20 protein-coding genes are annotated in these 21,016 nt (G+C 63.6%); 19 read left to right on the forward strand and 1 reads right to left on the reverse strand.

Going from position 1 to position 21,016, the window contains the following annotated elements:
• Window positions 1-22 precede the first annotated feature (22 nt).
• The 14 genes from J8I29_RS16230 (at window position 23) to J8I29_RS16295 (ending at window position 15,228) form a co-directional block, all read left to right on the forward strand.
• A complete protein-coding gene (locus J8I29_RS16230; protein ID WP_209432448.1) occupies window positions 23-1,243 on the forward strand; it encodes a deoxyguanosinetriphosphate triphosphohydrolase in 1,221 nt (406 codons plus the stop codon).
• A 5-nt stretch (window positions 1,244-1,248) separates the two neighbouring features.
• Window positions 1,249-2,376: a DALR anticodon-binding domain-containing protein gene (locus tag J8I29_RS16235; RefSeq protein ID WP_209432449.1), complete on the forward strand. Its 1,128-nt coding sequence runs from the start codon at window positions 1,249-1,251 to the stop codon at window positions 2,374-2,376.
• Between the two features lie 66 nt (window positions 2,377-2,442).
• Window positions 2,443-4,143 (forward strand): SPOR domain-containing protein, encoded by a 1,701-nt coding sequence (locus J8I29_RS16240; protein WP_209432450.1) that lies wholly within the window; start codon window positions 2,443-2,445, stop codon window positions 4,141-4,143.
• A 160-nt stretch (window positions 4,144-4,303) separates the two neighbouring features.
• Window positions 4,304-5,326 carry a beta-N-acetylhexosaminidase gene (nagZ, locus tag J8I29_RS16245; RefSeq protein WP_209432451.1) on the forward strand — a complete coding sequence of 341 codons (1,023 nt, stop codon included), beginning with the start codon at window positions 4,304-4,306 and terminating at the stop codon, window positions 5,324-5,326.
• Window positions 5,327-6,124, forward strand: a complete 798-nt coding sequence (locus tag J8I29_RS16250; RefSeq protein WP_209432452.1) for a ScpA family protein — start codon at window positions 5,327-5,329, stop codon at window positions 6,122-6,124.
• A 109-nt stretch (window positions 6,125-6,233) separates the two neighbouring features.
• Entirely contained in the window at window positions 6,234-6,926 is a 693-nt protein-coding gene (scpB, locus tag J8I29_RS16255; protein ID WP_245197068.1) for an SMC-Scp complex subunit ScpB, read from the forward strand.
• 123 nt (window positions 6,927-7,049) lie between these two features.
• Complete coding sequence (locus tag J8I29_RS16260; protein WP_105864516.1) at window positions 7,050-7,280, forward strand: twin-arginine translocase TatA/TatE family subunit; 231 nt, start codon at window positions 7,050-7,052, stop codon at window positions 7,278-7,280.
• 99 nt (window positions 7,281-7,379) lie between these two features.
• Window positions 7,380-7,841 carry a Sec-independent protein translocase protein TatB gene (tatB, locus tag J8I29_RS16265; RefSeq protein ID WP_105864515.1) on the forward strand — a complete coding sequence of 154 codons (462 nt, stop codon included), beginning with the start codon at window positions 7,380-7,382 and terminating at the stop codon, window positions 7,839-7,841.
• 1 nt (window position 7,842) lies between these two features.
• Complete coding sequence (gene tatC, locus J8I29_RS16270; protein WP_209432453.1) at window positions 7,843-8,634, forward strand: twin-arginine translocase subunit TatC; 792 nt, start codon at window positions 7,843-7,845, stop codon at window positions 8,632-8,634.
• 38 nt (window positions 8,635-8,672) lie between these two features.
• Window positions 8,673-9,956, forward strand: coding sequence for a serine--tRNA ligase (gene serS / locus J8I29_RS16275; protein WP_105864513.1), 1,284 nt, complete (start codon window positions 8,673-8,675; stop codon window positions 9,954-9,956).
• A 181-nt stretch (window positions 9,957-10,137) separates the two neighbouring features.
• The gene (gene surE / locus J8I29_RS16280) at window positions 10,138-10,896 is read left to right on the forward strand and encodes a 5'/3'-nucleotidase SurE (protein WP_105864512.1); all 759 of its coding nucleotides are present in this window, start codon (window positions 10,138-10,140) and stop codon (window positions 10,894-10,896) included.
• A gap of 20 nt (window positions 10,897-10,916) precedes the next feature.
• Entirely contained in the window at window positions 10,917-11,603 is a 687-nt protein-coding gene (locus J8I29_RS16285) for a protein-L-isoaspartate(D-aspartate) O-methyltransferase (protein ID WP_209432454.1), read from the forward strand.
• A 289-nt stretch (window positions 11,604-11,892) separates the two neighbouring features.
• On the forward strand, window positions 11,893-13,113 hold the full coding sequence (locus J8I29_RS16290; RefSeq protein WP_209432455.1) for a cytochrome P450: 1,221 nt from the start codon (window positions 11,893-11,895) through the stop codon (window positions 13,111-13,113).
• Between the two features lie 318 nt (window positions 13,114-13,431).
• On the forward strand, window positions 13,432-15,228 hold the full coding sequence (locus J8I29_RS16295) for a peptidoglycan DD-metalloendopeptidase family protein (protein ID WP_209432456.1): 1,797 nt from the start codon (window positions 13,432-13,434) through the stop codon (window positions 15,226-15,228).
• Between the two features lie 92 nt (window positions 15,229-15,320).
• Here the strand turns inward: J8I29_RS16295 and J8I29_RS16300 are convergent, their stop codons facing one another.
• A complete protein-coding gene (locus J8I29_RS16300) occupies window positions 15,321-16,187 on the reverse strand; it encodes an ATP-binding protein (RefSeq protein WP_105864508.1) in 867 nt (288 codons plus the stop codon).
• A gap of 383 nt (window positions 16,188-16,570) precedes the next feature.
• Here J8I29_RS16300 and yajC point away from each other — a divergent pair, with 383 nt between their 5' ends.
• The 5 genes from yajC to J8I29_RS16325 all read left to right on the forward strand — a co-directional run bounded on the left by yajC (window position 16,571) and on the right by J8I29_RS16325 (window position 20,886).
• Complete coding sequence (gene yajC / locus J8I29_RS16305; RefSeq protein ID WP_105864507.1) at window positions 16,571-16,921, forward strand: preprotein translocase subunit YajC; 351 nt, start codon at window positions 16,571-16,573, stop codon at window positions 16,919-16,921.
• 132 nt (window positions 16,922-17,053) lie between these two features.
• Window positions 17,054-18,652 (forward strand): protein translocase subunit SecD, encoded by a 1,599-nt coding sequence (gene secD, locus J8I29_RS16310; RefSeq protein WP_105864506.1) that lies wholly within the window; start codon window positions 17,054-17,056, stop codon window positions 18,650-18,652.
• A 21-nt stretch (window positions 18,653-18,673) separates the two neighbouring features.
• Window positions 18,674-19,615, forward strand: coding sequence for a protein translocase subunit SecF (secF, locus tag J8I29_RS16315; RefSeq protein ID WP_245443527.1), 942 nt, complete (start codon window positions 18,674-18,676; stop codon window positions 19,613-19,615).
• 6 nt (window positions 19,616-19,621) lie between these two features.
• Window positions 19,622-20,002: an MTH938/NDUFAF3 family protein gene (locus tag J8I29_RS16320; protein WP_209432457.1), complete on the forward strand. Its 381-nt coding sequence runs from the start codon at window positions 19,622-19,624 to the stop codon at window positions 20,000-20,002.
• Complete coding sequence (locus tag J8I29_RS16325) at window positions 19,999-20,886, forward strand: phytoene/squalene synthase family protein (RefSeq protein WP_245197069.1); 888 nt, start codon at window positions 19,999-20,001, stop codon at window positions 20,884-20,886. Before J8I29_RS16320 ends, J8I29_RS16325 begins: the two co-directional genes overlap by 4 nt.
• Window positions 20,887-21,016 lie beyond the last annotated feature (130 nt).

A 21,016-nucleotide genomic window follows, 5' to 3' on the forward strand; every position in this document is an offset into this window, starting at 1 on the left:
CGCGAGCAAGGCGTGAGGCGCGATGGCCGAACTCGAGATACCCGATTGCGTGATCCGGCCTCGCGGTCCGTGGGCCGTGGCGCCCCAATCGCGCGGGCGGTTGTTCGCCGAACCGCAGTCGCCGACGCGAACCGATTTCCAGCGCGACCGCGATCGCGTCATTCACTCCACGGCCTTCCGCCGCCTCAAGCACAAGACGCAGGTTTTCGTCGCGCATGAGGGCGACCATTACCGCACCCGGCTGACCCACACGATCGAAGTTGCCCAGATTGCCCGTTCGATCGCCCGCTCGCTGGCGCTCGACGAAGACCTGGCCGAGGCCCTGGCACTGGCGCATGATCTCGGCCATACGCCGTTCGGCCATACCGGCGAAGATGCGCTGGACCAAGCGATGCGCGCCTATGGCGGGTTTGACCACAACGCCCAGTCGCTGCGTATCGTCACCCGCCTCGAGCGACGCTATGCCGAGTTCGACGGGCTCAACCTTGCCTGGGAAACGCTGGAAGGGCTGGTGAAGCATAACGGGCCGCTGCTGCAGGCAGATGGCAGGCCTGTCGCGCGCTATCGCGAGCGCGGCATTCCCGTCGCCATCCTGGAATATCAGGCCCAGCAGAATCTCGAGCTCGAGAGTTTCGCCAGTGCCGAAGCGCAGGCCGCCGCCATCGCCGACGACATTGCCTATAACGCCCATGATATCGATGACGGATTGCGTGCCGGTCTGTTCGAGCTTTCGGATATGCAGCAGGTACCGCTGGCGGGAGAATTGCTCGCCGAGATTGGCGAACAGCACCCCGGGCTCGACCGCAGCCGCACCACGCACGAATTGATGCGCCGCGTAATCACCCGCCTGGTGGAAGATGTGATCGGGATGGGCAGGGCCGCCTTCACTGCCGGACTCTATCGATCGAGTGAGGATGTGCGGGCTGCCGGCAAGATGCTCATTACCTTTTCGCCGGCCGTCGCGCTGGCCGACAAGGGCATCAAGGGCTTTCTCTATCCCAACATGTACCGGCACGAACGGGTGATGCGCGTGCGCATGCATGCCGCAGAAATGGTCACCCGCCTGTTCGATCGCCTGTTCGCCGATATCGGCCAGATGCCGGCCGAATGGTGTGAGGGGCTGGAGGGTGCGCGGGAGGACAAGCGTGCGCGCCGGGTCGCCGATTATATTGCCGGCATGACGGATACTTTCGCTATCAACGAGCATCGGCGCCTGTTCGGCTCAGCGCCGGATCTGCGCTGACCGCCATGGATCCGATCGAATGGCTCAGGCGTGGCGTGCAGGACGCTATCGCCTCGCTTCAGGCTGCGGGCCGCCTGCCGGCTGATCTCGCTCCCACCCCGATCGGCATCGGGATGTCGGATCAGGAAGGGCGGGGAGATTTCACCTGCAACGCCGCCCTCATGCTGGCCCGGCCGGCGGGAATGACCTCCCAGACCCTGGCTGGCCTTATTGCCGGAATACTGGAGGACTTCGAGGGTATCGCCGGCGTCGAAATTGCCGGGCCCGGCTTCCTGAACCTGAGCCTGGCTCCAGGCGCTTGGGCGGCGATGCTTGCCGCCGTGCTGAAGGCCGGTGGGAGCTACGGCGCCAGCGAGCGCGGACGGTCACGCGACATTACGATCGGCTTTCGCGCCATAGACCCGCAGAGCACCGGGGCGTTGCCGGAGGCACGCCGCGAAGCGGTCGGGACCGCCTTGGCCAATATGCTGGACCATCTTGGTTTTCGCGCGGACAGGCGTTTTCGCGCAGGTTCGGAGAAAGCCGATGTCGTTGTCCGGCTCGGATCGAATCTGCGCTTCCAGGGACGAGATTCCGCCATACTGGCCGGCCTCCCCCCTGATGGTCTCGATCTCTCGACGATCGCCGGCGTCATCGGTGACGATGCGGCTCGACTGGGCATGCTGATGCAGCCTGCCGGCGCTCCTCTCCTGCTCGATCTCGATCTCCTGCTCGATCGGAGCCATGCCAACCCTGTCTTTGACTTGCATTATGCCCATGCTCGCTGCTGTGCTCTGCGCCAGCAGGGCGAAGGGCGCGGGCATGGCGATCTCGACGCGGGGCGTTGGGATGTTCGCGCTTTCGAGGATGAGGGTGCTCGGTTGATTCTGCGGCTGCTCGTCTTATATCCAAGTCAAATCGATCTCGGCGCCAGGCGGGGCGAACCTTACAGGCTGCTCCAGTATCTGTGTGGCCTCGCCGGTGAGTTGCACCGGCAATATTATCGCAGTCTCGGGGCTCCACATTTACGCTTCATTAGGGATGATGATCGATTGTTAACAGGCGCCCGCTTGGCGTTGGTGCGCGGGGTCGAGATGGTTCTTAAGTCTGGACTCGGCTTGCTCGGCAGTTCTGCGCCGGACGAGATGCGCTGAAACGAGATCGGCCGCTTTTGGCCATAGATCGCCCCGGTGATCGACCAGCCTGGTCAGGAACGAGTCATGATTGAAACCGAACATCGCCGTGTCGCAGCCAGCAGCAGCGATCAATGGCTGGCCGATCTGGCAACCGCAGGCGGCGATCGCGATGTTTATGCTGAAAGGCGTGACACAAAGGCCTATGCTGCGGCCGGCGTTTTGCGTTCGCGGGAGGCGGGCATGACGGATCGCTATGATCGCAATGGGCACGAGCTTCGTGATGGTCATTCGGAGACCGTGTCGAAACACGCCCAGGCGGAGCAGGTGCAAGCCTATCAGGACGATTATTACGGCGACTACCAGGATGTCGCCACGCGCCAGTCGAAGGCCTATGTCTTCGATGACGAGCGCGAGGAGCAGGGCCCCGAATGGGTTTACGACGAGCAGCGCGGCGTCTGGGTCGATCGCGACGGCAATCCCTATGTGGAAGCCTATCCCGAGGGCGAGGAGGATCGCTACGCGCCGGCGGCCGATGACGAATATCTCGCTCCTCGCGCCGAGGCCCGGGTACCCCGGCGCAAGTCTCGCGGCAGCGCCGTCAGCCTTGCCGCTCTCGTTCTCGTCGCCAGCATTGGCGGCGGTATGGCCTATGTCTGGAAGAAAGGTGGCTTCGTCGGCAGCGACATCCCGGGAATCGGCAGCGAGCCGCCGGTGATCAAGGCAAGCACCGATCCGGTCAAGATCAAGCCAGCCGAGACGGCCACCGTCGCAAGCCAGCCGACTCATGAGATTTTCAACCGCAGCAGCCAGACCGCTTCCGTGGCCGATGAACGTCTCGTTCGTCACGAGGAGCAGCCCGTCGCAGTGGTGCCGACCCGTCCGGAGGGGGCGGCGGCTCCGGCCGCACCCGATGCCGATGCGACGCGTCCGGTGACGACCAGCAACATCGTGCTCCCCAACCCCGAGGGCACTGCCGCGCCCGACCAGACCGCCAGCAATGCGTCGGAAACCCAGATTGCCCAGGCGCCCGACGAGCCGCGGCGGGTAAAGACAATCAAGATCATGCCGGACAGTTCCGTGGTGACGGGCGAAGCGCCGATCACCAGTGCCGAGCCGCGCGCCCCGCAGACCCGTTCCGTGGATGTCTCGGCCTTGGCTCCGACGCCTCCTGCCGGCCAGCCCTCTTCCGAAGCGGCACCGCCGGCTCCCGTTGTTGCCCCTGAGGCCGCGCCGCTCGTCCAGGGCGAGGCGGGCCAGGCTTCGCCTCCGGCCTCCGCTGGCCCGGTCGCAACCGTGCCCGCCGACTCCGCCGCCGCATCGCCGGATGAGCAGGCGTCGGCGCAGGCCTTGCCGGGCGAGGAGGACGGTGCCACCACGCTCGTCGAGCCGACCCAGACCCAGGTGGCGCCGCCTGCAGTGCCGCCGGTACGTCCCCGCCATATGCCGCCGGCGCCGAAGCCGGCGCAGGTGGCGTCGGCCGAGCCTGCCGCCGGAGCAGCGCCCGCACCAGCGACGGTCGCCGCGCCGGTCGCCAATGGCAGCTATGTCGTCCAGGTTTCCTCGCAGCGCTCGCCGGCTGATGCCCAGAACGCCTTCCAGTCGCTGCAGCGCCGCTTCGCCGGGGTGCTGGGTGGTATGAAGCCCTCAATCCGCAAGGTCGATCTGCCTGATCGCGGCACCTATTACCGGGTACGTGTCGGCGGCTGGTCGACCCCCGCCGAGGCGACGGCCTTCTGCGGCAAGCTCAAGGCTGCCGGCGGGGATTGCGTGATCGCCCGCAATTGATTGCCGGCCGGTTCGAGCCCGGCCGCGCCGGGGCTCAGCCCTCGAGAGATTTCGACCAGGCCAAACTGGATCGGGGCGATCGGAGCCGGGTTCCGATCGCCCCGATCCAGTTTGGCCTGGCCGTCCTTCACACATTTTTCCGAAAACCGAAGAGACTGTCATGCCCCAATCGGCGTTGATCCTGGGCTGTTCCGGCCTGTCGCTCACCCCCGACGAGCGCGCCTTCTACCGTGACGCGGATCCATGGGGTTTTATCCTGTTCCGGCGCAATGTCGGCACGCCGGACGAGGTACGGACCCTGACGGAGTCGCTGCGTGAGACGGTGGGACGCGATGCGCCCGTCCTGGTGGATCAGGAGGGCGGACGGGTCCAGCGTCTGACGGCTCCCCATTGGCAGAAATATCCGGCGGCGCGGCGCTATGGCCAGATCCATGCCAACGATCCGGTGACGCGCCGCGAGATCACCCGGCTGGCTGCGCGGCTGATCGCACATGACCTCCTGGAGGTCGGCATTAATGTCGATTGCCTGCCCGTACTCGATATTCCCGTGCCTGGCGCTCATGACGTGATCGGTGACCGGGCCTATGGCGTCGACGCGGCCACGGTGGGCACGCTCGGCAGGGCCGCGGCCGAGGGCATGATTGCCGGTGGCGTGCTGCCCGTGATGAAGCATATGCCCGGCCATGGCCGCGCCGGCGTGGACAGCCATCTCTCGCTGCCGATCGTATCCGCGAGCCGGGCCGAGCTCGAATCACTCGACTTCCTGCCCTTCCGCATGCTTGCCGACATGCCCGCTGCGATGACCGCACATGTGGTTTACCAGGCCTTGGACCCGTCATCCCCAGCTACGACGTCCAAAAAGGTGATCCGCCATGTGATCAGGAACGCAATCGGCTATGATGGTCTCCTGATGAGCGACGATCTTTCCATGCAGGCTCTCGAGGGAACATTGGAGCAACGGGCCGCGGCGGCCTTTGCCGCGGGGTGCGATCTCGGCCTGCATTGCAACGGCAAGATGGATGAGATGATGGGGGTGGCCCGTGCCGCTCCGAGTCTGGCAGGCAAGGCACGTCGGCGCGCCGACGCCGCCTTGGCCCGCATCCGGCATTTGCCGGAGCCGCTCGATATCGACGAGGCGCGCCAACGGCTGGCGGCCGCGCTCGCCGACGGAGACATGGTCTGAATGAGTGACGAATTCGAGGAGGAGGTGAGGGTGGACAAGGCGGTCAGCGACCCCACGCTCGTCGTGGACGTCGATGGCTTCGAAGGTCCCCTCGATCTGCTGCTGGAACTGGCGCGGCGTCAAAAGGTCGATCTCACGCGCATCTCCATCCTCGCCCTCGCCGAGCAATATCTCGCCTTTGTCGAGGAGGCTCGCCGTCTCAGGCTCGAACTGGCGGCCGACTATCTGGTGATGGCCGCGTGGCTGGCCTATCTCAAGTCGCGCCTGCTGCTGCCGGAATCGCCCAAGGGCGAGGAACCGCCGGCGGCCGAGCTCGCCGCTGCCCTTGCTTTCCGTCTGCAGCGCCTGGAAGCCATGCGCAATGCCGCCGCCCAGCTGCAGGAGCGGGCCGTCCTGGGACGCGACGTATTCAAGCGGGGCATGCCCGAGGGTATCAGGCTCAACAATCACGGGCGCTTCGAGGCGACGCTGCATGATCTGCTCACGGCCTATGCCCAGCAGCGCCAGCGCGCCATGGTCGGCTATGTCAGATTGCCCGAGCGCAATGTCTGGACGCTGGCCGAAGCGCGTGAATTGCTGGAATCGCTGATCGGGCCGGGAGCGGACTGGCTCAGTCTCGACGAATTTCTGGTGGACTATCTGGCCGAGCCCTCGACACGGGCGACGGTTCGGGCCTCTAGCTTCTCGGCGAGCCTCGAGCTGGTGAAGGAAGGCAAGCTCGATTTGCGCCAGGCAACTCCCTTCTCGCCGATCTATCTGCGGTCGCGCGGGGATGCCGGCCAGGCGGAGTCCTCCTGATCGGCCGCGGCTCGATCGGGAAGAATCCGCTGGATGGTGAATGGGTTTTGGCAGGCCATGCGGCCGGTGCCACTTTTTGGGCGCGGCCTGCATAGGGAAGGATTAGGCATTGGGCGAAATTGCATCGTTCCAACCGGAAGTCGCGCCCCAGACCGAGCTGCAGCAGCATATGCGCCTGATCGAGGCATTGCTGTTCGCGGCGACGGAACCGCTGGACGAGGCGACGCTGGCATCACGGCTGCCCGAGGGGGCCGATATCGGCGCCGCTATCGGCGCCTTGCAGGCGGACTATGCCACGCGCGGTGTCAATCTGGTCAGGTTGGGCGGGCGCTGGGCTTTCCGCACCGCCGACGACCTGGCCTGGATCCTGTCGCGCGATGCCTACGAGACGCGCAAATTGTCGCGGGCAGCGATGGAAACCCTGGCGATCATCGCCTATCACCAGCCTGTGACACGCGCCGAGATCGAGGACATCCGTTCGGTTTCGATCTCCAAGGGCACGCTGGACGTGCTTTTGGAAACCGGCTGGGTGCGTCTGCGCGGGCGGCGGCGCGCGCCGGGACGTCCGGTGACTTATGGCACCACACCGGCATTTCTGGAGCATTTCGGCCTGGATGGGGTCGGGGATTTGCCTGGACTCGATGAACTCAAGGGGGCAGGCCTGCTCGACGGCCGCCTGCCGCCCGGCTTCAGCGTGCCGATGCCCAATGACGACAGTGCCCTGACGCCGGATGAGGAGCCCTTGGAGTCCGCCGACCTTTCCTTTGCATTTCCCGAACCGGAACCCGAACATGAAGGTTGAGTAACAACACCGAACCTTCTTGTTTTTGCCGTGAAGCCCGCCTAGATTCCAGTGGGATCATCGGGTCGCGTGCGGCGCCGTTGTAGTGTTGTTGCAATCGGCTTTGCCGCGTTGGAGGGTATCATGGGTACATGGGGTATTACGCACTGGATCATTCTGGCTGTCGTCGTACTCGTCCTGTTTGGTGGACGCGGCAAGATTTCCGACTTGATGGGTGACGTTGCCAAGGGCATCAAATCCTTCAAGAAGGGCATTGCGGACGACGAACCGGCGGCTGCCCAGCAGCCCGTGAAGACGATCGACACCCAGGCCGGTACCACCGTCAATCCGGCAGAGCAGACCAAGGCGGGGTGAGCCGGTGCGGTTCGCGCCGGTGGTCTTACCCTGAAGACTGAGTCTTCCTGGCTCCGCGTATGAACGCGGAGCATTTCGTTTCGCCAGACCGAGCGTTGCATGTTTGATATCAGCTGGAGCCATATCCTGATCGTGGGGGCGGTGGCTGTCGTTGTCATCGGCCCCAAGGAACTGCCCAGCACGATGCGTTCCCTCGGTCGGGGCGTGAACAAGCTGCGCCGCATGGCCGGCGAGTTTCAGGGGCAGTTCAACGAGGCGCTCAAGGAAGCCAATCTCGAGGACGTCAAGAAGGAATTCGACACGCTGCGCCAATCCGCGGCGACCTTGAGCAGCATCAGCAGTCCGGCAGGGCTGGCACGTAACGCCCTGAGATCGTCCGTGTTCGATTCGGAACCTCCGCTCAGCCCGGCCGCAATCGCACCGATTGTGGAGAGCGGAGCAGGGGGCGCCGCGGTGCTCGAGCCTTCCATTGCCGGCCCCAACCCTTCCTCCTTGGCGGCCAAACTCGTCGGGGTCGAAATCCCCTCCGCCTTCGCGCCCCTCGCAGTGTTCAAATCCTAAGATGACCGAAGACGACATTGACGCCTCCAAGGCGCCGCTTCTCGACCACCTCATCGAGTTGCGCTCGCGCCTGATGAAATCCGGCATTGCGTTCATCGTCCTGTTCATCGGCGCTTTCGCGATTTCTAAAACGATCTACAATTTTCTCCTCTGGCCCTACGAATGGGCTGCGTCGAGCTATCCTGCCGGCCAGGTGAAGTTGATCTATACTCACCCGCTGGATTTTCTGTTCACCCAGATCCGCGTGGCCTTTTTCACCGCCGCCTTCATCGGCTTTCCCTTCTTCGCCATTCAGGTCTACCGGTTCATCGCGCCCGGTCTCTACCGGCACGAGCGAAACATCTTCGTGCCCTATCTGATCGCCACGCCTCTGTTCTTCTTCCTCGGCGGGTTGCTGGTCTATTTCCTGGCCATGCCGGCGGTGATGCATTTCGCGCTGAGCATGCAGCAGATCGGCGGCAGTGGGATCGCTACCATCGAATTGCTGGCGACGGTGGATGGCTATCTTTCCTTGCTGATGAACCTGATCTTCGCCTTCGGGCTGGTGTTCCAACTGCCGGTGGTGTTGACGCTACTGGGGCGGATCGGGGTGGTCGATTCCACCTTCCTCAAGGAAAAACGGCGTTATGCCATCGTCATCGTCACAGCGATCTCGGCCGTTCTGGCGCCGCCCGACCCCTGGAGCATGATCGCGCTTGCCGTGCCGGGCGTGCTCCTTTACGAACTCTCGATCTATTCGGTCCGGTGGGTTGAGAAGAAGCGCGCGGAAAGCGATGCTCAGACTTCGGAATAGCCCGTCGGTGTCCTGACGTCCGTTCTGGAGTTGATCTGATGTATGATGTGAAGTGGATCCGCGAGAACTCGGGTCTCTTCGACCAAGGCCGGGTTCGCAGAGGGCTCGAGCCGCTGGCCGCCACCATACTCGAGCTCGACGAGAGCCGCCGTGCGCTCGTCGCGAGGCTGCAAGCTTCCCAGGAGCGCCGTAACGCCGCTTCCAAGGAGATCGGCGCTGCCAAGCAGGCCAAGGACGAAGCCAGGGCACAGGCGCTTATGGCCGAGGTCAATGCTCTCAAGGCCTCGATGCCGGCTGACGAGGAAGCGTTGCGGCTCGCCGACAAGGCTCTCTACGACCAGCTCATCTCGATTCCGAACCTGCCGCTCGACGAGGTTCCCACCGGCGCCGACGAACACGGTAATGTCGAACACCACCGCCATGGCGTGGCGCGGGCCTATACCTTCGCCCCCAAGGAGCATTTCGAACTGGGTGAGGCGCTCGGCCTGATGGATTTCGAGATTGCCGCCAAGCTCTCCGGCTCCCGCTTCGTGGTGTTGCAGAAGAGCCTGGCCCGGCTCGAGCGGGCGATCGGTCAGTATTTCATCGACAAGCATACCGGCGAGCACGGCTATACGGAGGTCGCTGCGCCCTTGCTGGTGCGCGACGATGCCATGATCGGCACCGCCCAACTGCCGAAATTCGCCGAGGATCAGTTCCGCGTACAGCCCGGCGACTTCTGGCTGATTCCGACGGCCGAGGTCTCGCTGACCAATCTCGTGCGCGACGCCATCACCGCCGAGGAGGAGCTGCCGCTGCGCTACACCGCGCTGACCCACTGCTTCCGGGCCGAAGCCGGCGCGGCGGGGCGCGATACTCGGGGCATGATCCGTCAGCACCAGTTCCAGAAGGTCGAACTCGTCTCGATCACCACGCCCGAACAGAGCCGGGCCGAGCACGAACGCATGCTCGCCTGTGCCGAAGCCGTACTGAAGGGGCTGGATCTGCATTACCGGGTGATGACGCTGTGCACCGGCGACATGGGCTTTGCCTCGCAGAAGACCTATGACATCGAAGTCTGGCTGCCGGGACAGGGGCTGTTCCGCGAAATCTCCTCCTGCTCGGTCTGTGGCGACTTCCAGGCGCGCCGCATGAACGCGCGCACCCGCCCGAAATCCGGAGGCGCCCCTCGTTTCGTGCATACGCTGAACGGATCGGGCGTGGCGGTCGGCCGTGCGCTCGTGGCCGTGATGGAAAATTACCAGAATGAGGACGGTTCCATCACCGTTCCGGATGTTCTGGTTCCCTATATGGGCGGCCTGCGCCGGATCGAAAGACAATAAGCCCCGCCTCTGCTTATCTTGCCGCGCCCCTTCCTGATTCCAGAATCAGGAAGGGCGCAGCAATCATTTGTTTCTGCAAGGATTTTTGCAGCGGCAGGGGATTGTGTAAGACAAACTCTCGCCGGAGCTCCTTTTCCTGTGGCACACTGGCGTGGACTCAGCGAGCAAGGACGGACGGCGGATGCGAGTTCTGATTACCAACGATGATGGCATCCACGCGCCCGGCCTGGTTTCGCTTGAGAAGATCGCACGCAGCCTGAGTGACGACGTGATCGTCGTAGCGCCCGAAACCGACCAGTCCGGCGTTTCCCATTCCCTTTCGCTCAGCACGCCGTTGCGCCTGCGCCAGATCGAGGAACAGCGCTATGCGGTCAGCGGGACGCCGACCGATTGCGTGCTGATGGGCGTGCAGCATCTGCTCAAGGGCAAGCAGCCGGATCTGGTGCTGTCCGGCGTCAATCGCGGCCAGAACATCGCCGAAGACGTCACCTATTCCGGCACGGTGGCTGCTGCCATGGAAGGTACCGTTCTCGGGATTCCCTCGATCGCGCTCAGCCAGGCCTATGGCATCGGGGGGAGGGACGGCATGCGTTGGGATTGTGCCGAACAGCATGCACCCGGCGTGATCCGCAAGCTCCTGGCCCATGGTTTCGCCAAGGGAACCTTGTTCAACGTCAATTTTCCCAATTGCGAGCCCGACGAAGTCGCAGGAATTGCCGTGACCACGCAGGGACAGCGCGACGCCGCCCTGGTGGACGTGGTCGAGCGACAGGATTTTCGCGGCGGCCCCTATTACTGGCTGGCGCCGCGCCGTGAAACGCCGCCCCGGCTTGAAGGTACGGATCTGGACGCTCTCTTCAACAAGCGCATTTCCGTCACGCCCCTTCATCTCAACCTGACGGACGTGCCGGCTTTGAAACGCCTTTCGGATGCCTTTTAAACGGTGCCAAGACCGACATCATGACGGACAACATGACGGACTATGAGCCCTTTGTGAATCCCGACGACGAACATGCGCAGGAGATGATGGCCTTCATCCTGCGCCTGCGCCGTCACGGGTTGACGGACCAGAAGGTGCTGAATGCCGTTTCCACCTTGCCGCGCCCGGTCTTCGTGCTGCCGGAGTTCGCCGAGTTCGCCTGGCGCGATCTCAGTCTTCCCATCCAGTGCGGCCAGACCATCACCCCTCCAGTGCTCGCAGCCACCATCGCCGAACGCTTGGATGTCGAACCGCTGCACCGCGTGCTGGAGATCGGCACGGGCTCGGGCTATCTGACGGCGGTGCTCGGACGCCTCGCCAAGCGTGTCCTCACGCTCGACCGCTGGCGCACCCTGGTCACCGAGGCCGAGGAGAGGCTGAGGGCCGTCACCATTCTCAACGTCACCATGATGGTGGCCGATGGCAGTTCCGGCTGGCGACAGCAGGCGCCCTTCGATCGTATCGTCACCACGGCGGCGATGAGCGAGGTACCCGAAGAGCTACTGGATCAGTTGGCCCTGGGAGGGCGCATGATCGCGCCTATCGGTCCGCCGGGCGAAGAGCAGCAATTGACCATGATCGTGCGCGACGCCGACGGCTTCCACCATACGCCCCTGATGGATATCCGCGCCGCGTCCATGATTCTGGGCGTGGCCGACCGGCTTTGAGCCTCTGCCGAATCTAGGGCCGGCCCGGTTTTTCGTCCCGTCGACGCAATTATTGCAAGACAGTTCAGTCTTTCGTGCCGACTAGACTTCGGTCGCCGGGTTGTCGGTGCGACGGCGAAGTATCGGCCCTGGTGGATCGCAGCAAATTCAGGTCGCGGAGGGATGGCGGGATACCGCCATCCCGTGCAGTATGCGGCGTTTCCGACGGCGCGGGATTGGCAGCCCAGGTCTGATTTCAAGATCGCTCCTGGCCGATCGGTCTAACAGCACGTCGGTTGGGGGATTTGAGATGACCGAACAGGCAGCACAACAATTCTATTCAGATATTCCAACATTCAGCATTGCCGAACTGGACCAGGACACGCATGCCCTGTTCCGCAAATTTCGACCGGAGACGCCTTTCATCCGACGGGACGACGGCCCGCTTTTTATCTTGCGCGCCAAGGATGTCGTCAGCCTCACCACCGACGAGCGTACGCGCCAGATCGAAACGGAACTCCTGCAGCTGAGAGGGGTCACCTCCGGGCCGCTCTTCGACTTCTATGACAAATGCATGCTGCTTTCGAACGGGGCCGCTCATAAGAGGCGTCGCGGGCCGATGGCGCGAACCTTCGCCTTCAAGATGGTCGCCGAGGTCCGCCCCAAAGTGCGGGCCATGGCGGAGAAACTGATCGACCGGCATTACGAGGCTGGCGGGATGGACCTGTTCGAGGACTATTCCGCAATCATTCCGGCCCATACTGTCGCTGCCATTCTCGGGATGCCCGAGGCCGACATTCCGAAATTCGCGCGCTGGATCTATATCATTGCCCGCAGCCTAGGCACGTCCTGGACAGAAAAGGACATTCCTGAGCTCGAGGATGCCTGCCGTCAGATGACGGACTACATGTATGAGCTGGTCGCGGAACGCCGTCAGAACCCTCGCGGTGATTTCCTGTCCGACTATATCGCCGCCATTGATGAGAATCCCGAGATGACGCCCCTCGAGGCGATCATGCAGATCATCATCGTGGTGCTGGGCGGCAGCGATACCACGCGGGCCTCGATGGCGATCCAGACCGCGCTTCTGCTCGAGCATCGCGAACAGTGGCAGGCTGTGTGCGACGACCCCAGCCTCATTCCCGGTGCGGTTTCCGAAGCTCTGCGATTCGAGCCCTCGGTGGCGTCGCTGCCTCGGCTGGTGCTGGAGGACATCGAGATCGGCGGCCACACATTGGCGCCGGGGTCGCTGCTGATGCTCTCCACCATGTCGGCTCTGCGCGATCCCGATGTGTTCGGCGAGCCCGACCGATTCGACATAAGGCGGACCGATCACACGCGCTGGCATTATGTTTTCGGCGGCGGCGCCCATCGCTGTCTGGGGGAGGCCCTGGCAAAAGCCGAACTGGAAGAAGGGTTGGCGGCGCTCATCAGTCGTGTTCCGCAGGCCAGGCTCGTCGGCAAGCTGAAGGTCGAGGGCCATGGCGGCATTCGCAGCGCCGAGAATCTCCGTCTGGAATGGACACTCTGACGCCCTTCGTGAGTCGCGCCGGTGATGCCGATTCCCTGCGCATGCCGGCGCGGCGTAGCTTTAACGCCTGAGGCGGGAGCGATCCTGTCCCTCGATTGTGAACTCCTGCCGGGACACAGGTTGGAGCGTGAAGTTCTAGGCTGAAAAGTAAAGCGATCTCAATGGGATGAGGCGCGCGCAGGGCAGCCTGTACGCCCCCGTGCAACCGGGCCCCTTTTCCAAATTCTGTCCAAATTGAGTCCGGCTCTTAAGGCGTTGTTTACCCCAATAGAGGCTTAATCACCCCATCTTCTTCTCAAGCGTGGGTGTGAGCGTCCTATGCGTTTTCCGATCGAATTGATCCGTTCGCGCCACTTGTCGCGCGTCGCCGTGATCGCCCTGGTGGCAGGCCTCGCAGCAAGCTGCAGCGACACATCGAGGTTCGCCGAGAATCCCTTCTCCAATCCGTTCACCTCGAGCGACAACCAGTTGGCCTACGCCCAGCCCCAGCCTTCCAAGGCGAGGCCGCGCTATGACAACTCCGGCTACGCCGTCAACACCGTGCCCGCGGCGGGTGTGGTTGCCTCGCAGCCTCTGCCGCCGGTCGGCGCCGTGGCGCAGCGCAGCACGCCCTCCACGCAATATCGCCTGGCGCGCGGAGAGCAGCCGATCGTGACCGGCGCGATCTCGACGCCAGCGCCGCAGATCGGTGGCTTCAAGGCCGGTGGCTGGACCGCCACGGGCGGAACGCCGGTCACCGCTGCCGCGGGAGAGACCGTCAACACGCTCTCCAACCGCTACGGCGTGCCCTCCGATGCGATCATGAAGGTCAATGGCCTGACTTCCCGTTCGCTGACACCGGGACAGCAAGTCATCATTCCCGTCTACAATGCGGCCCAGAATGGCAATGCCGCGGTGACGACGGTGGCCGCGAATACCGACCAGCCTTATCCCGGCGATGCGCCTGAAACGTCGCGGGGTAGCGTTGGCGAGGTCAAGGTTCGCCCTGTCGCCACCACGCCGGCAGCGGGCGCCAAGCCGAAGCCGGCTCCTGTCGCTGCTGCCTCCGGCGTCCACGTCGTCAAGCCGGGCGAGACGCTGACGTCGATCGCCAAGGCCTATGGCACGACGCGTCCGCGTCTGGCCAAGGAGAACGGTATCGATGAATGGATGAGCGTCAAAATCGGCCAGAAACTGGTCGTACGCGGAACCGCCCACGCCGCTGCGCCGGCACCGGCGGCCGAAGCTGTCGTTGACAACCGTCCGCCGCGTGACGTGCCGGTCGCCGCGGCCGTGCAGCCGCGGCCTGTGGCAGCGCCCAAGCCGGTGCAAACAGCACGTGCAGCCGCCCCGGCTCCGGTGAAGACCACGAAGACGCAGAAGTCGATTGCCGCCGAGGCTATGCAGGTAGCCGCGCCGCATGGGCAGACCGTCAAAACCGCGACCGTCAAGCCGGTTGCCGTCAAGCCGGTTCAGACGGCGAGGGTTGCTCCGGCCGAGGTCAAGGCCAAGCCTGCCCAGGTGGCGGCTGCCAAGCCGGCCGATGCGGTCAAAACGAGCAAGCTCAAGGCCGAGAAGCTGGCGGCAGCCAAGCAGAAGGTGCCGGTCAGCAAGCCCGCTCAGGTGGCAGCCGCCAAGTCGGTCAAGCCTGCCGAAGCCAGCCAGCCTGCGCCGGTCGCGACGGGAACGATCCCGCCCGCCGCGAGCGCGCAGCTGCCGGCTGCTCCTGCTGCGGAACTGCCGAAGGACGCCAATGCCGCCACTCCGGGCAGCCCGGAGTTCCGCTGGCCGGTGAAGGGGCGCATCATCCAGAGCTTCGGCCGCAACAGCGACGGCATCAATATTTCCGTGCCGGAAGGAACCGAGGTGAAGGCTGCCGAGGATGGCGTCGTCGCCTATGCCGGCAACGAACTGAAAGGCTATGGCAATCTGATCCTCATCCGCCATGCCAACGGCTATGTCACGGCTTATGGCCATGCCAAGCAGCTCGACGTCAAGAAGGGCGAAACCGTCCGGCGAGGCCAGACGATCGCGACAGCGGGCCAGACCGGCAACGTGACCTCGCCGCAGGTGCTGTTCGAAGTCCGCAAAGGTGCAGCGCCGGTCGATCCGACCCGCTATCTTTCCGGCACCTGATAACGAAATCTGCTTCTCCGCGAGACCCCGAAGCAGCTCGAGTGGCCCGGCAGTGATGTCGGGCCACTTTTCATTACGCCGAAGGAAGCCGTTCAGTTCAGGGTCTTGCCCAGTCGGCCTGCGAGATCCTGCACATATTGCCAGGCCGTACGGCCGGAGCGGGCGCCGCGGGTCGTCGCCCATTCGAGGGCCTCGGCCCGCATGGTGTCGCGATCGAGATCGAGGCCAAAATGATCGGCATAGCCATAGACCATGTCGAGATAATCGTCCTGGCTGCAGCGATGGAAGCCGAGCCACAGGCCGAAACGATCGGAGAGCGACACTTTTTCTTCCACCGCCTCGCCGGGATTGATCGCCGTCGATCGCTCATTGTCGATCATATCGCGGGGCATCAGGTGACGACGGTTCGAGGTTGCGTAGAAGATGAGATTGTCCGGACGCCCTTCGACGCCCCCCTCCAGCGCCGCCTTGAGTGATTTGTAGGAGGTGTCGTCGCTGTCGAAGGAGAGATCATCGCAGAACACGATGAAGCGATAGGGAGCCCGACGGGTGAGGTTCATCAGTTCGGGCAGGCTGTCGATGTCCTCGCGATGGATCTCGATCAGCTTCAGGATGCCGCCCACCTTGGCGTTGATGTCGGCATGGGAGGCCTTCACCAGCGACGACTTGCCCATGCCGCGGGCCCCCCAGAGCAAGGCGTTGTTGGCAGGCAGCCCGCGGGCGAAGCGCTCGGTATTGTCGACCAGGAGATCGCGCACCAGGTCGATGCCCTTGAGCAGCGGCATGGCAACCCTGTTCACCTTCGGCACGGGTTGCAGATATTTTTCGCTGGCCTGCCAGATGAAGGCCTCGGCGGCATCGAAGTCGGCCTTGATGGCGGCGGGCGGCGCCAGCCGCTCCAGCGCTTCGGCGATGCGGGCGAGCAATTGCGGCAATTCGCTGGATGAAACGTTTGTCATGGCAACCAGATGAAATGAATTTCGGGGCTCTTCGTCTCTAACGCGCCGGCGGGGCGCTGAAAAGCGGCGCCATGCCGCGCCCGCCCTCAGACGAGGCTTGATACCGGCCGCAAAACGGCTGGCGCCGGCGGACGCCGATCGTGGCAGGGGCGTGACCAGCCGGCTGCTCCCTTGACGCAGGGAGCGCGATTCCCCGCCGGCGCTTGGTCCGTGACGAAAGGCCGTGATAGCCGAACGGACGGTTTCCCACATCGTTAGCCATGAATTTTTCGTCATGTGCTAGGCGAAAGTGGCGTTCTGTTTGCTTTCGGTGGCTGGTTCACTATATTCCGCGCGAATTCGCGGCTGGGCTGTCCCGGCCGCTTCTCTTGAGAGGCGATCCCATGTTCACGACACCAGCCTTTGCCCAGGCAGCCCAGGGCGGCGGCGACCTGTTCTCCAGTCTCGGCGGCACGCTGCTGCTGCCGATCGCGATGTTCGTGATCTTCTATTTCCTGCTGATCCGCCCTCAGCAGCGCAAGGCGAAGGAACAGGCCGCTCTGCTCAAGGCAATCCGTCGTGGCGATACCATCGTGATGTCGGGCGGGATGATCGGCAAGGTCACCAAGGCGGTCGAAGGCGAGTCCGAGATCGAGGCCGAAATCGCCGAAGGAGTCCGCGTGAAGGTCATCCGCGAGATGGTGGTCACCGTCCGCTCCAAGACCGAGCCGGTGAAGAAGACCGAAGCTGCCTGAGGCCTGCAGGGGTAACGCCCTTCTTTGGTTTCGATCACAAGACACGATAAGAGACTCAGGATAGGGTCGGCGCGGTTCTTCATCTCCCGACTGTCCTGAGAATGGCCTGTCAAGGCTCGGAATTGCTCCGCTATGCTGCACTTTTCTCCCGCCAAGACGGCTTCGGTTCTTCTCACCTTGCTGATCGGTCTATGGCTCGCCGCACCCAATCTGATGCCGGCCAGCTGGGTCAAGGCGATGCCGTCCTGGCTGCCGCACAAGACGCTGACGCTCGGGCTCGATCTTCAGGGCGGTTCCTACTTCCTGCTCGAGATCGACAGGAATGCGGTGATCAAGGAACAGGTCGCCAGCCTGCGCTCGCAGGCGCGCCAGATCCTGAACGACAACAAGATCCGCAGCCAGGCCGCCCTGCAGGGGCGCGGCATCCTGGTGACGCTGCCCAATCCGGCCGACACCGAAAAGGCCGTTCAGCTGCTGCAGGTGCTGGGCAACCCCGCCGACGGTAATCTCTTCGGCACCGGCAACCGCACCGCGACCATCACATCCTCGACGCCGGGGCAGGTCAGCGTGGCACTGACCGATGAAGGCCTGCGTGACCGCATGACCCGCATCGTCCAGCGTTCGGTGGAGATCGTCGGTAATCGCGTCAACCAGACCGGTGTGGTCGAGCCGATCATTCAGCGCCAGGGCGAAGATCGCATCGTGGTGCAGTTGCCAGGGCTGGAAGACCCTGATCGCTTCAAGAATCTGTTGGGCCAGACGGCCAAGCTCGAGTTCCGGCTGGTCGACCTGAGCATGCCTGTGGACCAGGCCATGCGCACGCGGCCGCCCGTGGGCTCCACGGTTCTGCCGTCGGCGGACGGAGGCCAGAACTATCTGATCGAAGACCAGGTGATGGTCGCCGGCGACGAACTGACCGACGCCCAGGCGAGCTTCGACCAGAATACGCGCGAGCCCGTGGTCTCCTTCCGCTTCAACACCAATGGCGCTCGCCAGTTCGGCCGTGTCACGACGGAGAATGTCAACAAGCCTTTCGCCATCGTGCTCGATGGCAAGGTGTTGTCGGCGCCCGTCATTCGCGAACCGATCACTGGCGGTTCGGGCCAAATCTCCGGCAGCTTCACGACGCAGCAGGCGCAGGATCTGGCGCTGCTGCTGCGGTCGGGCGCCTTGCCCGCGCCGATGACGGTGATTCAGGAGCAGACGGTCGGCCCGGGCCTCGGGCAGGCGGCCATTCGTGCCGGTGAGATGGCGGCCCTGGTCGGCTCTCTTTTGGTCGTCGGCTTCATGATTGCCAGCTATGGCCTGTTCGGCATCATCGCCTCGATCGCCGTGGCCCTCAATGTCGGCATGATCTTCGGCATTCTATCCCTGCTCGGTGCGACACTGACCTTGCCGGGTATCGCCGGCATCGTGCTGACGGTCGGCATCGCGGTTGATTCCAACGTGCTGATCTATGAGCGCATACGGGAGGAGGTTCGGGCCGGACGAACCGTGCTGATGTCGCTCGATGCCGGCTTTGCCCGAGCTTTGGCGACCATTCTCGATTCCAACATCACCACCTTCATTGCCGCTGCCGTGCTGTATTTCGTCGGCACCGGCGCCGTGAAGGGCTTCGCGGTGACGCTGGGAATCGGCATCATCACCACGGTGTTCACTGCCTTCACGGTCACGCGCCTGTTGGTTTCCTGGTGGTATCGCGGGGTCAAGCCTCGTTCCATCCCGATTTGATAGATTGATGGAGTGAGCGCGGTGCGCCATCTTCGCATTGTTCCCGACAACACCAGCTTCGGCTTCATTCGGTTCCGGCGTATCAGCTTTCCGATTTCGGCTGTGCTGTCGATCCTGGCTCTGGTGCTCTTCTTTACCCATGGCCTGAATTACGGCATCGATTTCAAGGGCGGCATCGCCCTTGGCGTCACGGCTCAATCGGGGCAGGCCGATGTGCAGGCCATTCGCGACAAGCTGGCCCCGCTCGGGCTGGGCGAGGTCCAGATCCAGAGTTTCGGCGATAAGGGGCAGGTGCTCATGCGCATCGCCCTGCAGCCGGGCGGCGACGCGGAGCAGAATGCGGTAGCTGAGAAGGTCAAGCAGACCCTTGCGCCCGACTATATTTCCGGCAAGGACGACCAGATCCAGATCATCGGTCCGAGCGTTTCGCAGGAACTGGTGACGGTCGGCACAGTCGGCATTTTCGTCGCCATTCTGGGCATTCTGATCTATCTGTGGTTCCGCTTCGACTGGCAATTCGCCGTCGGCGCCATGATCGCCAACGTGCACGATATCGTGCTGACCATCGGCTTCATGTCGCTGACGCAGATCGATTTCGACCTCACCAGCGTCGCCGCGCTGCTGACCATTCTCGGCTATTCGCTCAACGACACGGTGGTGATCTACGACCGTATCCGCGAGCTCCTGCGCAAGTACAAGAAGAAGCCGATGGATGAGCTCTTGGACGAATCGATCAACGCCACGCTGTCGCGCTCGGTGATCACCCACGTCACCGTGGCATTGGCGCTGCTCGCCCTGCTTCTGTTCGGGGGCCACGCCATTCACAGCTTCACCGCCACCATGCTGTTCGGTGTGGTGCTGGTCGGTACCTACACCTCGATCTTCATTGCCTCGCCCGTCCTGATCTATCTGGGCCTGCGTCCGGGCAGCCATGAGACGGCCGGAGGCGACAAGCCGGAGTAAGCTGCCATGACCGGAGGCGAACGGCGCTTCCTGCCGCGTGTGGCGCCGATCGATGCCTATGGCACCGGCGGTTTCCGCTTTGCGGAAATGTCGCATCGCGGCTCGCTTCTTTGCCTGCCTTCGGGCATGCATGCCTGGCCGGTGACGAGCGCGGCCGAGTTCTCGGTCCAGGCCTTCGAGCCGGTCTTCGCGGAAGCCGATGCCATCGAGATTCTGCTTGTCGGCACCGGCCCCGATGTTATTTTTTTTCCCGAGGCGCTACGCTGGCGTTTTCGCGATCTGAAGATCGTCGTCGATGCGATGCCGACGGGCGCGGCCACACGCACCTGGAACGTCTTGCTCGCCGAGGATCGGCGCGTCGCTGCTGCCTTGATCGCCGTGCCATGAGCGCCGATCGACCGGCCAATTCCCTGGCCAATACCAATGTCAGCATGAGCAACGAAGCCTATTGCGCGAGCCTGCTACGCGAACATGATCGCAATCGCTGGCTTGCCAATCTGTTTGCGCCGGCCGAGCATCGGCGCGGCCTCAATGCGCTCTACGCCTTCAACAGCGAAATCGAGCGCATACGGGACATGGTATCGGAGCCCCTACCGGGCGAGGTCCGCCTGCAATGGTGGCGGGACCTGCTGGAGGGGCAGGCGAGGGGACATGTATCGGGGCATCCCGTTGCCTCCGAATTGCTCGCGGCCGTGGACCGCTACCATTTGCCTGTTTCCGCGCTCGCAACCCTGATCGATGCCCATACGCATGATCTCTATGACGATCTGCTGCAGAGCATCGGCGATCTGGAGGGCTATTGCGGCGAGGCCTATTCCAGCCTGTTTCGACTGGCCAGCCTCATCCTTGCCGATGGCGGGGATCCCGGCAGTGCCGATCTCGCCGGGCATGCCGGTGTGGCCTATGGCATCGCCTCCCTGATGAAACAGGCCGCCCGGCATGCGGCGCGGGGGCAGATCTTCGTGCCGGCCGATCTCGTGCTCAAGCACGGAATGGCTCGCGAGGACCTGCTGAATGGGCGCAATACCGAAGAGATGCGTGCGATGTTCGCCGAGCTCGCCGGGGTGGCGCGGCATCATCTGGATACGGCCGAGCAATTGCTGCCAGCCGCGCCCGTCACGGTGGCGCCCGCCTATATCGGCCTCGGGCTGGTCGACCCTTTGCTCAGGCGTATGGCACGCCCTGGTTTCGACCGGTTTCGCCACGAAGCCGACTTGCCGCAGTGGCGCAGCCAATGGCATCTGTGGCGTTTCTCGCGCAAGCTGCGTTAGACCCAATGCAGCTCATGTAGGAAGGAAGCGTTCCGAATGGTCATAGTGGGGCTTGACCTGACTATTCGGAAGCTGCCCCGCGCAACGCGGAGGCCCAGGCTGAATTGCCGGGTCAAGCCCGGCAATGACA

This window comes from Labrys sp. LIt4, assembly GCF_017813775.1.
GTDB lineage: Bacteria > Pseudomonadota > Alphaproteobacteria > Rhizobiales > Labraceae > Labrys > Labrys okinawensis_A.

Bases quoted from the DNA above. Each gene is read 5' to 3' on its own strand.
- J8I29_RS16260 (WP_105864516.1), top strand. From the start codon at position 7,050: ATGGGTACATGGGGTATTACGCACTGGATCATTCTGGCTGTCGTCGTA.
- serS (WP_105864513.1), top strand. From the start codon at position 8,673: ATGTATGATGTGAAGTGGATCCGCGAGAACTCGGGTCTCTTCGACCAA.
- J8I29_RS16300 (WP_105864508.1), bottom strand. From the start codon at position 16,187: ATGACAAACGTTTCATCCAGCGAATTGCCGCAATTGCTCGCCCGCATC.
- J8I29_RS16250 (WP_209432452.1), top strand. From the start codon at position 5,327: ATGAGTGACGAATTCGAGGAGGAGGTGAGGGTGGACAAGGCGGTCAGC.
- J8I29_RS16285 (WP_209432454.1), top strand. From the start codon at position 10,917: ATGACGGACAACATGACGGACTATGAGCCCTTTGTGAATCCCGACGAC.
- J8I29_RS16295 (WP_209432456.1), top strand. From the start codon at position 13,432: ATGCGTTTTCCGATCGAATTGATCCGTTCGCGCCACTTGTCGCGCGTC.
- J8I29_RS16290 (WP_209432455.1), top strand. From the start codon at position 11,893: ATGACCGAACAGGCAGCACAACAATTCTATTCAGATATTCCAACATTC.
- tatB (WP_105864515.1), top strand. From the start codon at position 7,380: ATGTTTGATATCAGCTGGAGCCATATCCTGATCGTGGGGGCGGTGGCT.
- surE (WP_105864512.1), top strand. From the start codon at position 10,138: ATGCGAGTTCTGATTACCAACGATGATGGCATCCACGCGCCCGGCCTG.
- tatC (WP_209432453.1), top strand. From the start codon at position 7,843: ATGACCGAAGACGACATTGACGCCTCCAAGGCGCCGCTTCTCGACCAC.
- nagZ (WP_209432451.1), top strand. From the start codon at position 4,304: ATGCCCCAATCGGCGTTGATCCTGGGCTGTTCCGGCCTGTCGCTCACC.
- J8I29_RS16240 (WP_209432450.1), top strand. From the start codon at position 2,443: ATGATTGAAACCGAACATCGCCGTGTCGCAGCCAGCAGCAGCGATCAA.
- J8I29_RS16235 (WP_209432449.1), top strand. From the start codon at position 1,249: ATGGATCCGATCGAATGGCTCAGGCGTGGCGTGCAGGACGCTATCGCC.
- J8I29_RS16320 (WP_209432457.1), top strand. From the start codon at position 19,622: ATGACCGGAGGCGAACGGCGCTTCCTGCCGCGTGTGGCGCCGATCGAT.
- J8I29_RS16230 (WP_209432448.1), top strand. From the start codon at position 23: ATGGCCGAACTCGAGATACCCGATTGCGTGATCCGGCCTCGCGGTCCG.
- yajC (WP_105864507.1), top strand. From the start codon at position 16,571: ATGTTCACGACACCAGCCTTTGCCCAGGCAGCCCAGGGCGGCGGCGAC.
- J8I29_RS16325 (WP_245197069.1), top strand. From the start codon at position 19,999: ATGAGCGCCGATCGACCGGCCAATTCCCTGGCCAATACCAATGTCAGC.
- secD (WP_105864506.1), top strand. From the start codon at position 17,054: ATGCTGCACTTTTCTCCCGCCAAGACGGCTTCGGTTCTTCTCACCTTG.